We start from the raw sequence: 12,817 nt of genomic DNA on the forward strand, positions 1-12,817 counted from the left end.
ACCCACCACGCCTTTTGCCAAGTGTTATTTCTCTTGATCATTGCGGAACGCCTCCCACTTGTGCAGACATTGTAGTTTTAGACTGCGTAGCCGCTGTTTGTGCGGGACTCATTGCTGTCGTTTGTGCAGCAACCACAAGAGGTGCTTTGGTCGTGGTGACTTGATCGACCAACTGCAACCCCACATAACCACGACTTGAACCAATATTGCCCGAGCTATGTCCGCTAATGAGTCGGAAATTCACTTTTAAAGATAAAGATGGTTCCGTTTTACTGACCCAAGTCATTTCAAAGTGACCGTTTTGCTCTTTGCGCTGTGCAGCATCAATTAAACGGTTAATGCCATATTCGCCCAGTGCTTCAAAAATAGTATGCGACTGACCGTTTAAATCGACTGCACTAATACGCACGCCGGGAATTGCGCCTGGATTGGGCCACACAAAGTTGACCCATTGTTGAATTCCATTTTCAAACTGCATTCGCTGACCATCAATATCGATGCTATACGATAAAAATTGTGGGTGCTGTAATGGATAAAATTGGAAATTGGATTGATTTGAAACAGCAGATGTTGCAGGCTGATCTAAACGTCCTGTTGCCATACCATGAATTGGCGCAACATATTGCGGAAATGCCATCACAAACTGAGGATTTAAATTTAAGCCTAAATCTTTCCATGTTTTTGAAGTTAAGACATAACCACGACGAATCAACAACGGATCTAAAGTGTCTTTGACAAAGCCAGCAATACTTCCTGTTTCACCAAAAATTTGTCCCATTTCCTGACTGGTTGCCTGTAAAGTCCCCCCTGAATGAAATGGATATTTCTGACCTAAATGTGTTGCAAACGGTTGATAGGCTTGAATACGCCATAATTTATTAATTTCATCTTGTGTCGGTACAATTAAACTTGCAAAAGATTGAGTTAGCGGTGTCATCAACAGTTTTTGTAATAATTGTTGGTCAGCCTCTTTTAAACCCACCATCATTTTTTCATCGACATATTTTTGCGTTGTATTAAAGACCGAGTTTTGATCATGGATGGTTTGTTTGAACAATGCCATTGCACTTGGTCCAATTTCCCCTGCCGTTTGAAGATCATTTAACTTGCTGCGCACCTGTGCAAGGTTGTTCATATACACATCAAACAGAGATTGATCCTGTAAATCGTCACGTTTACGCAGCAGTTGATAAAACATTTGGTATTCTTGAGAAATCGCACCTTGCGCTTTTAGGGTCGCCTGTGCTGCAGCTTTGTCATTAGACTGACGCAGCACTTTGTCTTTAAACCACGCCATAAATCCTTGTTCAGGCACAGCAAGTTCAGCTTGCACAATTGGATTATCCCAATTGGTTTCCACTGCAATACGTTGCAATAACTTGCGAATTGGCGAGTTTTGCGGCTCTCCCAACAAATCAAGCTGTTTCACTTGCTGGCTGAACTGATCTGTTTTGGCATAGTGAATACCATTTAGGAATTTCTTCCATTCACTTACATATTCTTGCTGATACAAGCTCAGCAATTGTTTACGGATTTGTTCAGGACTTCCTGAAAAAGTCAGATCATCTGACTGACGGCTATTGAGTACCCAATCTTTGCTGTCCGTTGGCTGATTGGCTGCCTGATCAATTGCTTGTTCGACATATTCACTCCACGCCTGCTGCGTAAAAATGCCAGGCAAAGCATGACTGCCTAAAACAATGCGACTGTGTTGCTCCCCCACAATTTGACTGACTGTTAGCGCAGGAAAACGTACTGCTGCACGCATTTTTATTTCGTTATATACCCGATCTCGTGCAGGCATTCCCTGAATGACCGACAACAGCACTTGACGAGTTTGATCGACCATTTGTGCATCACTTTCCAGTACAGGAAAATCGTCCTGATGAGCGAGTGTCATGGCATAAGACAGGATTTTTTCTGCCTGCTGAATCATGTCAGTACGTGGCATTTCCCCAAGATGAGCATCCAACCAAGTGCGCCAAAAACGTGAAATCTGATCACTTAAATGACTGTTCTCCCGATATTCAGGATTCGTCAGCATTAAATAAGCCTTTAACGCATTATAAGCATCTTGCGGATTTTGCACGGAAGGCTCTAAATATGGTTGAGTTTTCGCAACTTGCTGCGTTTTTGCATGTATACGATGCGCTTTGAGTGTTGCCGCATCTTGTTGGACACGCTGTAAGTATTGCGCGATATTTTGCTGGGTTGGCAACAATACAATCTGCTGAACACCTTTTAGATATTCAACTTTGAGCTGTTCGCGTAACTGCTTGCCCTGATATAAGCCAAAACTGAACTTAAGTGGACGTTGTTCGGAAAATCCATCCAACTGTTGCAGTCGCGCTTGTAAAATTAATAAGCTTTCCAATTGCGTGGATAAAACCTGCCCAGAAGTTTTTTCCAAACGTACAACTTGATCTAAATCTGCCTGAACATCGGCAATCAGTTGTTGATTATGGCGATATGACCATACCCAAACACTGAGCAACAATCCAACACCAAGCAATGCAGCAGTAAATGCCATATAACGCTGACGTTTTTTCGCAGGATTAATATGTTGTTTCACCAAATGCTGATCTCGCAAAATCACATTGGAAAACAGACCTTGTAAAAAATAGCCATGATTTGGGGCAATCGAACTTTTTTCTTCGTCCTGAAAAGGACTTGCAATCTGCTGCAGTTGAAATTCTTGTGCGATACTTTCTGTCATCGGGCTTTCGATGCTGCCTTCCTGTAACGCACTGGTAAAGTAAAAACCTCGAAAAACAGGTTGGAATTGATACGGATTATCTTCAAATAAAGTCCCAATAAAACTTTTTAATGCTGGCTTTAAAGTTTTAAATTCCAATGGAAATGTCATGACACTCGGCGAAATATTTTGAGCATGACGGCGACTTAAATGTGTGGTGCTCACGCTTTTTAAGCCATCATATAAAATGTTGTAATGTTTCTCGAACAATGTCACGGCATGCTGCGATGAGTTTTGCTCATAAGGCAAAGTCGCGCCCCAAGCCTGATTATATTCTTGCGCTGCATAACAATTGAAAAACTCGGTAAACCCTGCAATTAAATCCATTTTGGAAAATACCAAATACACAGGAACCACAACTTCCAGTCTTTCGGTTAAATCCTGAATTCGGGCACGTAAATTTTTAGCAAGTTTCAACGAATGTTCGGGGCTTTGACTGATTAATTCAGCAATACTCACGATCACAATCAAGCCATTTACAGGGGCTTTGGCTCGGCTTTTTTTAAGAATATTTAAGAAGCCAAGCCATTCCGCATGATCTTCTGCATACACCGAATAACGTCCTGCTGTATCTAGCAAAACGCCTTGGGTAGAAAAAAACCAGTCACAACTTCGGGTGCCGCTTAAACCAGCTGACACCATTTTTTGATGAGTTTCTTCAAATGGAAACTTCAAGCCTGAGTTATAAATTGCAGAACTTTTACCTGCAGCAGGATTACCAATCACCATATACCAGGGCAATTCATATAAGGCAGCATTGCCCTTTTTATCGCCAAGTTTAGATTTACGAATCAACTGGATTGATTCTTTCACTTGTTGTTGAATTGATTGTAATTCTGCCTTGTCTTTATATTGGGTAGAAACAGCCTGATGGTTTTGTTCAATAGCATGGGCAAGTTTTTCACCTTGTTCCGCGTGCTGTTTGCGCTGGATGAGCCAATAAATAACATAGGCAATGACACTCAGCGCATAACTGACTACCAATATCCAAAATATTTTGCGGGGTAGCACTGAATATGTGGATAGCAAGGCAATGAATAAAGATAAAGCAATCATCGCTTTAGGATTACTCATGTACTGCCACAAATAAGCTAAAATAATATGCATGGAATTCTCTTATTATTGTTGTTCATTAATCAGCAAATGCTGCACATGCTCGCTCTGCGGGAATCTCAGAAAAAGTTTGGATGCATGCCTGTAAATTTTGTGTATAAACCAAAGCGGCTTGATGACTTGGGAGCAATGCTGCCAACATCAACCCAAATGGTTTGGCTAAGTTCAGGGTATTTCCGACAGCGGGTTTACAATATAAATAGTGATACGGCTCGACAGGACTTTCTGCGAAAAACTGTTCACATTTTTTCATTGCTTTACGATCCGTAGCATCTTCAAGCATGAATACAAAAGGCGCTTCGGCTTGGTCTAGTGCCAACTCACGCAGTTTTAATATTTCAAATATTTGTTGCACATGAGCTTGATCGGCAAATAGATTAAAAGCCTTGATAGGTCGTTGCTGTTCTAGTTGCACAGCAGTATTTGCAACACACCAACTACTAATAAATTCGGCAGGGAGATAGCTGCTATTGATCCAACATTTTTCATCAATCAATACTTGATCAATTTCAGAATCCACCACAATGATCAAAGCAATTTCATGTGCTTGATGCTGAATGCGCTCAAATAATTCCAGTAGTTCCTGTTCGGCAGATAATGCGCTTAGATAATGATATTCAAGGTGAATTTTTTCTAAAATGATGCCCATTTCATCTAAAATACGCTGAATAGCCGTATTACTGTGTGAATCATCCCAAACATCTACAAGCTCTGCAGACAATAAAATATGTAGATTCAGACGATCTAAACGATAGACCTGTTCAAGCTGAGCAAGCTCACCCTGTTCAGTATCTGCCAAACTTAAATCTGTCCATGCAGGATGCATACGATATTCATGTAAATGCTGGCTTTCATAAAATAAACTTGAGCATTTTAGCTGCGCTGAGATCAGACTCAAAAGCGTAATGTGCTGTTCAATTTGCTGTTGAATTAATGCCATGATGCGCTGCTGTCGAAGTGACAAGCATGATTCATCTTGCTCATGCGCACTTCCATCACCGTGCTGTTGATCTAAATCTTCAATGCGATACGAAAGCATAGGCAGCCCATGTAAATTCAGTAAATTTCGATCTAACTTTGGACTGGTAAAATGCTGAATACCTTCCAGAATTGCCTCATTTTCACCTAAAGCACTATATGCAGCTGCTGCATACACATGCAATTTCAAATATTGAGGGTCAACATGAGGCATGGCTGTTGTGAAAAACTGCGCTGAATCAAATTCAGTCTGTGAAGCTTGTTGCCGCTGCATTTTGTAGTGCTGATAAACCTGATAAATAAACCAAGGTGCAAACAAAGCTGCACTGATCAGCATCGGTACAACCAAAAAATATGCAATCAAATCTGTCAATTCAGGTTGATATTGAATATCACGCCAATAATCAATCGCGCCCCATCCAAACAAAATAAAACAGGCAATCCATGTTGCTAAAAACTTCTTCAACATGGCGCACGTCCTATTAAGGCATAGCAAGTTTCAGCATGATGGTCTAATGTCTTAGTAGGCATTAAAAATGCACCTTGCCCCAACCCCATCTCATGTTTTGAATCTAAACACATCGGCTGAATTTCTGTTCGACCTAAAATCAAACGCAAATCAATATGCAAACTTGGATCACACCATGTTTCAATCAGACGTTTTAATTTGTGGCTTAAAGGTTGATCTGGCAAAAAAGCGAGATATTGCGCTCGGCATAAAGGCCCAATTTGAATCTCAATTTTCCCATCCATTTGCTGCATAGTACTTCCACAAAACGTATTCAGCCCGAGCAAACTTGGATTCTTGCCACCTAAGCAGGATTTTTGTTCATCCTGTAACTGAAACTTTTCTTTTACAAATTCCCGAATATGTATTTGCTGCGCAAAAATGCAGGACAAGACCGTTTTTAAGGCATGTGCAGTGTTATTCTGCCCCTGCATGAATCCAGAAAACTCGGCAAAATATTCATCTAAATCAGGCTGTTCATGATGAGTTCTCGAATAACCACTTAACGCATGCAAAATATCGAGATAATCATTTTTGTGTTCTATCTCATAGCGGATGGGCAAGTGATATGCCAAAGTCGCATCGACATATTTTGCGGTCAGTTGATGATTAAATAAGCCTAAAAATGCTTGCGCTTCCAAACGCTGTTGACGCAAATGCTGTTTTAACTGATGCGTATAACTATAAGGCAAAGCCCCTTGTATACCAGTCAGTCCGATCACTAAATTGCTTAGATGAATACGTTGATCCTGATAATGCAACGATTCAATTTCCGCTAATGGAAAACTCAAGCGAAATGAAGGTTCAAAATAAAACGCTGCTGACCAATGGTATTGACCTTGCACTACAGTCGAATGACGTAATAAGCGCGTCGATTGAACAAATTCAAATGTGCCTGGCTGTTTAAAGACTTGATCAATTATAGAAGTGTCTTGCCACCAACGTTCTGCACGCATGGGTAGATCTCCTGTTGATTCAGACTGTCTTTAATGACGACATCCACAAAACTATTGATTTGAACTTTCAGATTAAAAAGATGACTTAATAATTGGCTAAAAATATAAAGACTGTGTCCATGAAAAACACGTGGATCTATACAAAGCTCAGCTTTCACACCCCGAACAAACATAGGAAATGGCTGTGTATTCACTAACTTATGTGTTGTGGAAAAACTGAGTTGTTTGATTGCATCAATCAATACAATATTGTCTTTCGACTGCGGCAAATTGTATAAAGTTAAAAGCTCTTTCACGTGACTCAAAGCATCACCTTTCATTAAAGCCAAAGTATTGAGTGAAAGATGCGAAATAATGCGCCATTGTTGCTGACTATTTTGATCAAATGAAACCGCCAAGGTAGGTCGTTTTAGAATATTGGCACGCCTTGCCAGACGACTGTCATTTAAATGTAGAACATGATTGCTCTGACTTAGCGCTTCATGCGCCAAATCATCGTTGGAACACAGCAAACGTGTACTGATAAAATCCGATTTAACTTCATCTGGCTGCAACTGTTTGGAAATAATCGAATAGCTGATTGGCATCATTTTATTTTGCACAGGCTGATAATGCAGCGTATAAAAAAATTGAGTTTGATCTGGATGATAATGACTCATGGCAAAAAATGGCAAAACAGGCAAATGAGTTGCAGCCTGCCGAGTCTTTTCGCGCAGCATATTCATTTCGATCACTGCATAAACTTGATATAACTCAGGGTGATGCGCATCTGTAATCAAGGGATAGTGTAATTGTGTATGTAAAATCTTTTGCGGTTCTGCCTGCTTTTCAAACAGGTTAATTGCAGGTGTACTAAACAATTTAAAATTTGCGACATTCAATGCGGAATAATTGCGTAGAAGTGCCTGATTATTCAAATTCAGTTTGAGATGAATCAATATTTCAAAACTATTTTGCTGCTGCAAGTGTTCATTTAAAACACTCAAATCAAAGTTTAAATAATGAAACTTTTCAGGAAAACAAAAATACTCCATCAATAAACGATAAGCATGATGCGTGTGTTGATCAATCGGCAATAAACTCTCTTGTTCGCTAAATCCCATCACGGTAAATGGGTTGCGAATATCAGTTACGCTTTGTCCAACACGAAGGGAAAAAGCTGTTTCCTGACGAAAAATACCATCTAAAACTTGTAGGGGAAAATTAGAAAGAGCATCCAAATAGATCGGTAGTTTTTCATCTAAAATCCAGCTGTGTGCATCATTAAAAATTTCAAATTTCAGACTTAAAGTTGCATTCTGATTCAAATTCAGATGTACACTTGGTGAGGTCTGAAATGCCAAATCCGTTATTGCAATCGGCAATAAACGCACATCTTGACTGGTGTTAAATTCACATTGTACGCCTTTAAAACTACGTGACTTTAATGTAGTTTTTGCTGGAATTAACTGTGCTGCAGTCAATTGTTTCAATTTATCGCGCTCATCAAAACTCACCACCGTACACGCGGGAAAATGACGTAGATACTGCGGAAACATCACCTCAAACAAAGAATAAGTAAAAACCTCATAACTGTCTGCTAATTTTTTATCAATACGTGCAGCAATAAAGGAAAATGCCTGAATGAGACGCTCGATATGCGGATCATCAATTTGCTCTTGATTTAACGCGAGTCGCTGTGCAATCTTCGGATATTTCTCTGCAAATGCTCTAGATTGTTGACCGAATTCTTGTAATTGTTTTTCATAATACGGTAAAAGTTGCTCTATCACAGTGGACTCCCACTAAGCTCGGGCAGAAATAACATATTGTTGTGTTGTGGGTTTGAGTAAGGCATCAAAAAAAACAGGCTCATACAATGGGTGAATATTTAAATAAGCTTGAATACTTAAACAAAGCGCGCCCATGTTGTGTCCATCAAATAGCATGTCAACTTTAATCTGCTTCAATCTTGGTTCGTGCGCTGTAATGGACTGCTCAATCGATTGACAAATTTTATCGCGATCTAAAGGGTTCGCTGTCGACAATCCAATAAAGTCAATAATGCCAAACTGCAAAATCGATTTTTTAACGAGTGGGAACTCATCCATATTTCGATCAAACTTTGCAATTCGACTATTCAGCAAATCTTCTAAATCACGTGCAACTGACTCGCGCAATTGCTGAATCGACATCCCGCTTAATCCGTTTTCTTGTTCAGCGAACAAACGATCAAATAAAGTTGATCTAAAACCATAAGGATATAAATGATCTAAATTCATGATGATCACGATAATCTTTGAGAGATTTTGAGAAATTAGAGCTGAGGTGCTATGACCTCAGTCTAATCACCCCATGCTTGATTAAGCAGCGTATGAAGCTGTGTTATTGGACAACGACCACTTTTTCGTCACTGCACCTTTTGCAGTGCCATTAATGTCTTGTTGGTTATACGTCCACTCAACTGCTGCATATTTCAAACCAAATGTTTCAGCCGGAACGCCCTCTTCATTTACAGTAGGCGTCACACTTGAAACCAAAACATGCTTCAATTTGATTTGTAAGTACTTGATTCGCTTATCGCCATTGGCACGATAATAATCAATTTGCACTTCATCGAAGGTATAACCCGCAGAACACGCTTCCCATAATTTAGGACTGGTTGCATCTAAGTCTTTCACAAAAATCATATCTGAATGTTCAACTCGTTCAGCGGTATGACCACCAACGCTACTTGAGGTCGCAGATTTAGGTTGACGAATGTGATGTGACCAAGAGTTCACTTCAAGCCAACCTTTGTGTTCAGCATCTCGTGATTCTCCATCGACTTTGTACTTGCCGCGAAACTCAACATATATATCTTTCATTTATAATTGACCTCTATTTTTATATTTAAAGTTATGATTAGGCTCTTAATGTGAGGACTGAGGTAATTCAGTCACGAGTCGCAAAGAAACAGACAACTCGTCTAGCTGGAAATGTGGTCTTAAAAACACCACAGACTTGTAATGACCCGGTTGAGCTGGATCTTCTACAACTTTTACAGATGCCTCTCGAAGCGGATATTGCGCTTTTGCTTCTTGAGATGCACCATCATCAAGCAAGACATACTGCGAAAGCCATTCATTTAAAAAGGCCTCCACATTGCCTGCAGATGCAAAACTTCCGACTTTGTCGCGCATCATGGCTTTTAAATAATGTGCGATACGTGACACCGCCATGATGTATTGAATTTGACTCGACAATGCAGAGTTCGCATTGGCTGTATCATTGTCATATTTTTTAGGTTTCTGTGCAGATTGCGCACCAAAAAATGCTGCATAATCGGTATTTTTACAATGAACCAAAGGAATAAAACCTAGATCGCTGAGTTCTTTTTCACGGCGATCTGTAATGGCAATTTCAGTCGGGCATTTAAATACCACTTCACCATCTGAGGTTTTAAAGGTGTGTACAGGTAAGCCTTCTACCAAACCACCACCTTCAACCCCACGAATCGCAGCACACCAACCATGCATATCAAAAGCATTGGTTAAGCGCGTGCCAAAAGCATAAGCAGCATTCATCCATAAATAATCATCATGCTTTTCGCCAGACACATGTTCTATAAAATTAAAGCCTTCTGTGGCTGTGCCATCTTTGGGATGGTAAGGCAGGCGACCCAACACATGCGGCATAATTAATGCAACATAGCGTGAATCTTCACTCTCTCGAAATGAACGCCATTGCACATATTCAGCCGTTTCAAAGATTTTTGAAACATCACGCGGGCGGTCAATATCCGTGAATGATTCAAGTCCTAACATGCTCGGACTTGCAGCCGATACAAAAGGTGCGTGTGCCGCTGCAGCCACATGCGAAATTTGTTCCAATAAATACATATCTGACGGGGTACGATCAAACTCAAAATCGCCAATCAGTGCCGCATAAGGCGCTCCACCAAACGAGCCATATTCTTCTTCATAAATCTTTTTAAACAAAGTGCTTTGGTCAAAATCAGTTGCCCCCTGAAAATCTTTGACCAATTCTTTTTTTGTCGTATTTAACATACGAATTTTGATCATGCTATTCGAGGGTGTTTCTTGGCAAAAATAGTAAAGCCCCCGCCAAGTTGATTCAATTTTTTGAAACTGCGCATGCTGCATAATCTGGCTGAGCTGACTGGAAATTAATGCATCAATTTCGGCAATACGCTGATCAATAGACAGCGTCATATTCTCAGAAACAGTAATTGTTCCCGCCATGACTTCTTTTGCCAACTCACCAATCAAACTTTTGGCACGAATCTGCTCATCCGCATTACGCGCAATACGGCTTTGCTCAATAATTGAATCCAATAAACCTACCGATTCTACTTGCTGATTTGATGCAACTGCTGTTTGTAAATTATTCACGTTCAGCCTCTGCACTCAATTGACGAATTTGATCGGTATTGTTCAGCACTTCATCCAGTAAATCTTCTAAACGTTCGCTATTAGAAATTTTATTACGCAAATCCGTTAAACGCTCACGCGCTTCTAGCAACTTACGCAGCGGATCCACTTGTTGTACGACCTGTTCTGGACGAAAGTCTTCCATCGAGTTAAAAATGAGATCAACGGATAGTTTTCCACCTTCCGCAGTCAAGGTATTTTCCACTTGAAAAGCCGCACGCGGTGCTAAAGATTGCATCACTTCATCAATATTATCTAAATCGACATTAATGAATTTTTTGTCTTTTAATTTGGTCTTTTCTACTTCGGATGCCGCTGAAAAATCCCCCATTACTCCAACCACAAACGGTAATTCTTTAGATGCAATACCATCACCAACCTCAACATCATAAGTCAGCTGAACACGCGGTGGACGTATGCGTTGCAGTTTCTTCTGCACGCTTTCTTTTTTAGCCATGAGTGATTCCTTTGGTTATTTTTTTAAAGTCGCAAATGGATTTGTACTACTTGGTGCAACAGCAAGTTGAACCATTTTTACAGGTTGAGTTGTTACGGTTTTTTCTTTTTTTGGTGATTTTGCAGTCACTTTAGATATTTGCTTTTTAGGTTTAGGTTTAGGTTGCAGTGATTTTTTTGACGATTTCTTGACGTAACTAGAAGCCTCTTTTACCGCTAAAACAGGTGCAGGCTTTGCTTGTTCAATTGCATCGACCAAGTTTTTTGCTGCTGGATAAGTCTGTTCTTCACTTAAATAGCGAACTTCATTACGACGCATTTGCTCAATCGCTGAAGATGCCATTTGCGTACTTGCCATAAATTGCACATCCGTCAATGCAGTACTTTGAATATCTTGCTCGTGCAAATGACTGATCAACTGCAATGCTTTAAAATTCTGTCCAAGCTGCTGATGTTGCTGTGCGGCTTGAATGAGTAAATTATTTTTATTTTGACGATTTTTCTTGTCACAAATCTGCGCATAAATACCACGCAAAGCAAGGTCTGACTCCCCTTCCATCCACGGATATTGTTGGATACATTTCTTTTTAAGCTTCACTTCTGATGTATTTGCAACCACATGCTGATTGAAAGTAAAACCAGACAAAATTGTGATAAAAATAACGATTCTTTTCAAGACAACCTCTTATTTATTTGTTATTTGAACTAATTTCTAATCATTTTTATTAAAATGAGTTTCTCTTAATTTTTGTAATTCAACTGGAGTCAAAATTAACTTTTATTTTGATTATTTCCAGTTCAAATATAGTTATAAAATAATTTAGCGAGCGCATTTAACTAGAACATGAATAGATAAGTCAAGTCATACGTGAAAATTCAGTTAAGTATTCCAATATATTTTGTTGTGAGTGAATTACAACATTTAAAAATATTAAAATTTAGTTTGATTTTATTTTTTGATTTAAATATGATGCGGTTTCCCAAGACAGGAAAGCAATCGTTTTTGTCGCAAAAATAAAAGTAAAATATATTATTTTCAATAATTTAAATAAAAATAGAACGATTAGATTCATTTAAAACTAAAAATTTTCTTACGATAAAGTTAGAGCCAGATAATGAACAACCTAAAAACACTCATTACAAAACTTTCGCAACCGACTAAAACAGCATTAGAAAAATCTGTAAACTTTTGCATAAGTCAAAGTCATTATGAAGTCGAGATTGAACATCTTTTATGTGAATTATTAAAGGAACAATCCAAAACTGATCTTTCTATATTATTTGCTAAATATAAAATATCAAAATCCAAATTTATTGATGATTTAAATAACAGCCTTACAACACTGTCTAAAGGAAATACACGTACACCTATTTTCACAAAATCAATTATTCTTTTATTAGAACAAGCTTGGTTACTCGCTGCTGCAGATCAACAGCCGATTATTCGCAGTGGTCATTTAATCATTGCCTTATTAACTTCTGCCGATTTATATCAAGTGGCAATCCGTGCCTCGGTAATCCCCCCTAAAAATCATTGAGTTTAAAAGTAGAAAATCGAATAACCTTGATTTAAGGAGATTTTCTATGAAAACATCTAAGTATTCAGACAGCTTGATCATGAGTATCTTGAAGCAAGCTG

The 12,817-nt window shown here is 39.2% G+C and carries 9 protein-coding genes and 1 pseudogene; 1 reads left to right on the forward strand and 9 read right to left on the reverse strand.

What is annotated here, in order from left to right:
* Positions 1 to 37 precede the first annotated feature (37 nt).
* From tssM to FTV43_RS12905, 9 genes are all read right to left on the reverse strand, one after another.
* Positions 38 to 3,862 carry a type VI secretion system membrane subunit TssM gene (gene tssM / locus FTV43_RS12865; RefSeq protein ID WP_179995657.1) on the reverse strand — a complete coding sequence of 1,275 codons (3,825 nt, stop codon included), beginning with the start codon at positions 3,860 to 3,862 and terminating at the stop codon, positions 38 to 40.
* Between the two features lie 25 nt (positions 3,863 to 3,887).
* Entirely contained in the window at positions 3,888 to 5,315 is a 1,428-nt protein-coding gene (locus FTV43_RS12870; protein ID WP_179995658.1) for a hypothetical protein, read from the reverse strand.
* Positions 5,309 to 6,310 (reverse strand): type VI secretion system baseplate subunit TssG, encoded by a 1,002-nt coding sequence (tssG, locus tag FTV43_RS12875; protein WP_004972723.1) that lies wholly within the window; start codon positions 6,308 to 6,310, stop codon positions 5,309 to 5,311. Before tssG ends, FTV43_RS12870 begins: the two co-directional genes overlap by 7 nt.
* Entirely contained in the window at positions 6,274 to 8,082 is a 1,809-nt protein-coding gene (gene tssF / locus FTV43_RS12880; protein WP_179995659.1) for a type VI secretion system baseplate subunit TssF, read from the reverse strand. The genes tssG and tssF overlap by 37 nt, the downstream gene beginning before the upstream one ends.
* Positions 8,083 to 8,094: 12 nt before the next feature.
* Entirely contained in the window at positions 8,095 to 8,571 is a 477-nt protein-coding gene (tssE, locus tag FTV43_RS12885) for a type VI secretion system baseplate subunit TssE (RefSeq protein ID WP_004972715.1), read from the reverse strand.
* An 81-nt stretch (positions 8,572 to 8,652) separates the two neighbouring features.
* Positions 8,653 to 9,156 (reverse strand): type VI secretion system tube protein Hcp, encoded by a 504-nt coding sequence (locus tag FTV43_RS12890; protein ID WP_004972712.1) that lies wholly within the window; start codon positions 9,154 to 9,156, stop codon positions 8,653 to 8,655.
* Positions 9,157 to 9,201: 45 nt separating this feature from the next.
* Positions 9,202 to 10,683: a type VI secretion system contractile sheath large subunit gene (gene tssC, locus FTV43_RS12895; RefSeq protein WP_136144009.1), complete on the reverse strand. Its 1,482-nt coding sequence runs from the start codon at positions 10,681 to 10,683 to the stop codon at positions 9,202 to 9,204.
* A complete protein-coding gene (gene tssB, locus FTV43_RS12900; protein WP_004972705.1) occupies positions 10,676 to 11,179 on the reverse strand; it encodes a type VI secretion system contractile sheath small subunit in 504 nt (167 codons plus the stop codon). Before tssB ends, tssC begins: the two co-directional genes overlap by 8 nt.
* 15 nt (positions 11,180 to 11,194) lie before the next feature.
* The gene (locus FTV43_RS12905; RefSeq protein WP_136144010.1) at positions 11,195 to 11,854 is read right to left on the reverse strand and encodes a hypothetical protein; all 660 of its coding nucleotides are present in this window, start codon (positions 11,852 to 11,854) and stop codon (positions 11,195 to 11,197) included.
* Positions 11,855 to 12,293: 439 nt separating this feature from the next.
* On the opposite strand from FTV43_RS12905, the pseudogene FTV43_RS12910 reads away from it, so the two are divergent.
* Positions 12,294 to 12,692: pseudogene (locus FTV43_RS12910) on the forward strand (type VI secretion system ATPase TssH); the annotation flags it as partial.
* Positions 12,693 to 12,817: the final 125 nt, after the last annotated feature.

This window comes from Acinetobacter sp. YH16053, assembly GCF_013417035.1.
GTDB classification, from domain to species: Bacteria; Pseudomonadota; Gammaproteobacteria; order Pseudomonadales; family Moraxellaceae; genus Acinetobacter; species Acinetobacter towneri.